This window comes from Photobacterium sp. OFAV2-7, from assembly GCF_022347985.1.
Classification (GTDB): Bacteria; Pseudomonadota; Gammaproteobacteria; order Enterobacterales; family Vibrionaceae; genus Photobacterium.
On the sequence record NZ_JAKRFQ010000686.1, the window covers coordinates 1 to 2,894 of the forward strand.

The 2,894-nt window shown below is 50.1% G+C and carries 3 protein-coding genes; 2 read left to right on the plus strand and 1 reads right to left on the minus strand.

All coding sequences use genetic code 11. From position 1 onward, the window contains the following. Positions 1 to 1,539 (plus strand): protein-disulfide reductase DsbD (locus MHN01_RS23050; RefSeq protein ID WP_239413683.1); only part of this gene is annotated, 1,539 nt, incomplete at its 5' end. Between the two features lie 3 nt (positions 1,540 to 1,542). Continuing rightward, complete coding sequence (locus tag MHN01_RS23055; RefSeq protein ID WP_239413685.1) at positions 1,543 to 2,082, plus strand: protein disulfide oxidoreductase; 540 nt, start codon at positions 1,543 to 1,545, stop codon at positions 2,080 to 2,082. A 90-nt stretch (positions 2,083 to 2,172) separates the two neighbouring features. On the opposite strand, the gene MHN01_RS23060 is transcribed toward MHN01_RS23055, so the two are convergent. Next, the gene (locus MHN01_RS23060; protein WP_239413686.1) at positions 2,173 to 2,688 is read right to left on the minus strand and encodes an aminoacyl-tRNA deacylase; all 516 of its coding nucleotides are present in this window, start codon (positions 2,686 to 2,688) and stop codon (positions 2,173 to 2,175) included. Positions 2,689 to 2,894 lie beyond the last annotated feature (206 nt).

Below are 2,894 nucleotides of genomic sequence, written 5' to 3' on the forward strand. Positions count from 1 at the left end.
CCTAAACAATCAAGCGTCATTTCACTGGATCAAATCTCCTGGGATGCCGGCAGCCGGACCCTGTCTGTTGTCGCCACCAACCCTCAGGGATGGCAACAGCCCGACGTATTTATCGACGGTAGCTCGCAGCAGGCCATGGACTCGTCATTCCGTACCCCTTCAATCCGTATTGACGGCAATCAGCTTATTGCCCAGCTGAAAGTCACCAGCTGGTTTGGTACACCGAACCTGCTCAATCAGACATTGAATGCGACCATCAGTGACAATGACATCGCCGTGGAGATCCCCGGTGTCGTCTCAGATTTACCGCTCCCTGCAAACAGCAGCGTAAGCCTGCTCGAAGTTATCGCCATTGCATTGCTAGGTGGGCTTATTCTCAATGTCATGCCTTGTGTCCTTCCGGTACTCGGCATGAAACTCAGCACTGTGATTTCAGCCAAGACACTTCAACAGCGTCAAATCCGTACTCAGTTTCTTGCATCGGCAGCCGGTATTCTTGTCTCCTTCTGGCTGCTCGCCGGCTTTTTGATCGTATTAAAACTCTCAGGTCAGGCGCTTGGCTGGGGAGTGCAATTCCAGAGCCCCTACTTCATTGCGGCAATGGTGCTGATCACCGGCTTGTTTGCGGCTAACATGTTCGGCCTGTTCGAAATCCGCCTGTCCAGCAATACCAATACCTGGCTCGCCTCACGCGGTGACAGCTCCTATGCCGGTCACTTCATCCAGGGCATGTTTGCCACCTTGCTGGCCACGCCCTGCAGCGCCCCTTTCCTGGGAACTGCCGTGGCATTTGCGCTCGGCGCCGACATCATTACGCTAATCGCAATATTTACCGCACTAGCTATCGGTATGGCAGCTCCCTGGCTGGTTATTGCCGCTTTCCCGACAGTTGCCAGACTACTGCCCCAACCCGGCGCGTGGATGAACAAACTGAAAACCCTGTTCGGCTTTATGATACTGACAACTAGTCTGTGGCTGCTTAGCCTGATGGCTAATTTCTTTAGTCTCTGGGTGGTCTCTGGTGTCGGTGTCGTACTCGTGATTGCTCTGCTATGGCGGCTGGGCAACGTCAAAGGCCGTAAGCCTGTTATTCTGACTCTGGCATTTCTGCTCTTTGGTACTGCTGGCAGCTTGCTCCTAGGCAGTGTGACCGCCGATCAATGGGCTAAGCCTCTTCCTGCAGATCATGCCTGGCAGCCTTTAGACACCAAGCAGATTGAGCTGGCGGTCAGTCAGGGAAAAACGGTGTTTGTCGATGTGACCGCCGACTGGTGTATAACCTGCAAAGCCAACAAGATTGGTGTATTGCTGCAGGATCCTGTCTATTCCGAACTCGGAGAAGATAACATCGTTCTGATGCGTGGTGACTGGACCAGACCGTCTGAATACGTCACAGGCTACCTTCAGTCCAATGGACGTTTCGGTGTGCCGTTCAATATTGTCTATGGCCCGAATGCACCACAGGGACTCCCGCTACCGGTTATTTTAAGCAACGAAGAAGTCATGCAGACAATAAAGACAGCTGGCGGACAGGAGTAATTAATGGACGAGCAGCCTACATCATCTCACAAGCCAGCGAAGAAAAAGCGAAGGGCCAGACACTGGCTGAAAGAAGCCGTGTTGGTCATTATTATGTTTGTCACCTTCAGCACCTTGATGGACTACTGGCGAAGCCAGGATATGCCGGAAGGACACATTCCTCAGCTTGTTACTCAAACAACTCAAGGCGAGCACATCAACCTAGTTACCCTGAGCCATGAAAAGCCTGTGATGGTCTATTTTTGGGCAACATGGTGCGCGGCGTGTAAGTTTGTTACCCCGACCGTTGACTGGATGAGCGATCACTTCGAGGTAGTCACCATTGCCCTGTCATCCGGTGACAACAGACGGCTCAATGCCTTCGTTGAAAGCCATGACTATTCATTCCGGGTGATCAATGATAACCGTAGTGAACTGGGGCGCGAATGGGGAATAACAGCCACCCCGACAGTCGTCATCATCAAGGAAGGAAAAATAACCTCTGCCACCACCGGTTTCAGTACACCACCGGGACTATGGCTAAGAATGCTGCTTAACCAATAAGCTACACAATAAACACCCGCGAGATTGACCAATCTTGCGGGTGTTTTCCTAATCACAACATGTACATTATCTTGTCAGCCAGCTAAATGATTATTCCCAATCCCAGCCTCTTCGGCTCTCCTGTTCGTGAGAAAACATCATTCGATATCCACTGATATTTTCGTGCGGAATATCATGCATAACTTTATGGAATTGCTTGTTATCCAAGTGGATCAAATTTTCGTGATCCCCCGACTCGATATAGAGTTCATCTTGCTCAAGCAATAGGTCATCTACCAACATATTTACCTTGTAAGCTTGTCCTAATGAAGGGACAGCCCCAGGATCGCAATCCTGAAAGATCTCTGGTAGTTCGTGCTCGCCGATCAAGAAATACTGTTTACCCATCATCCGGCCAATTTTGTCGATCATTACCCGCCGGTTAGACGGAACGACAGCCATCAGGTATTCACCATTCTGATCTTTGAGCATAACGGCTTTCGCCACTTGCGAAGTCGGGACGTGCGCAGAGATAGCAGAACTGAAAGATGTGTCGGTATGACGGTGTTGGGTAAGGCTAAAATCCACATTATGACTATTGAGGAATTGCCCTACTGTAATTGCCATGGCCATAATCACCTCCAGGAAATAATTCCTACAGCAAAAGTATGGGAGGCGTTGGCCGTTTTTGCGAGAACCCGGGCTCATTTTTACATTTAAAACCGCAAAAACATCTATTAGTTAGTAAATCGGAACTCTTAGTAGATCGGAACTCTTCGCACCTGCCAAAATGCACGGCGCCAATAAGGGTTAGCCAGGCTTGAAATCATCAC